Annotated in this window: 1 protein-coding gene; it reads left to right on the top strand. The window is 43.9% G+C overall.

Going from position 1 to position 856, the window contains the following annotated elements:
* Positions 1-241 precede the first annotated feature (241 nt).
* A complete protein-coding gene (locus AC1DVB_RS27620) occupies positions 242-403 on the top strand; it encodes a hypothetical protein (RefSeq protein ID WP_454862056.1) in 162 nt (53 codons plus the stop codon).
* Positions 404-856 lie beyond the last annotated feature (453 nt).

Here is an 856-nt window from a genome sequence, read left to right as displayed (position 1 = left end):
AACCAAGTTTAAGACGAGGTGATCCTTGAGTTTTTTTACATTAGTCCTTAAAGGATGGAAGAAATTTGCGACACTCCTGCCGAGTAACTGGCTAGCCGAGACACCACAGGCGTTTGCTTTGAGGTAACTGGGCAGAAAATCGGCGGAAAAGGGAGCGGATTTCTGGAATCGACTGGAATCAAATTTAAGAAAAAACCGTAGTCTASGCTCATCCCGAACCAAGTTTAAGACGAGGTGATCCTTGAGTTTTTTTACATTAGTCCTTAAAGGATGGAAGAAAAATGCGACACTCCTGCCGAGTAACTGGCTAGTCGAGACCCCGGAGACGTTTACGTCGAGGAGGCTTGGCAGACAGTCGGCGGAAAGAGAGCGGATTTCTGGAATCGACTGGAATCAAATTTAAGAAAAAAACGTAGGCTAGGCTCATCCCGAACCAAGTTTAAGACGAGGTGATCCTTGAGTTTTTTTTACATTAGTCCTTAAAGGATGGAAGAAAAATGCGACACTCCTGCCGAATAACTGGCTAGCCGAGACACCACAGGCGTTTGCTTTGAGGAGGCATGGCGACAGTCGGCGGAAAGAGAGCGGATTTCTGGAATCGACTGGAACGTTTTTGAAAGAAAAAAGCTCAGGCAAACTCTCTTCTTATTAGTATACTTTCTGAAAAGGTCTTCAGTGATGAAGGTTGGCGGCTAGTTAACATTATCATAAGCAAAAAAGCGTGTATGATCATTTATCGAAACACGCTTTTTTGCTTTTTATCGTTTACTGCCACCATCATTTAGTTTAGGACTCGGACTGCCTTCACAAAGCTTGATCCCCAGTAGGAATTGTTAATATTAGCGTAGGATACACC

This window comes from Peribacillus sp. P4_D6 (assembly GCF_056401795.1).
The sequence above is the reverse complement of the archived record's forward strand: the minus strand, read 5'-3'. Positions and strand labels throughout refer to the sequence as shown.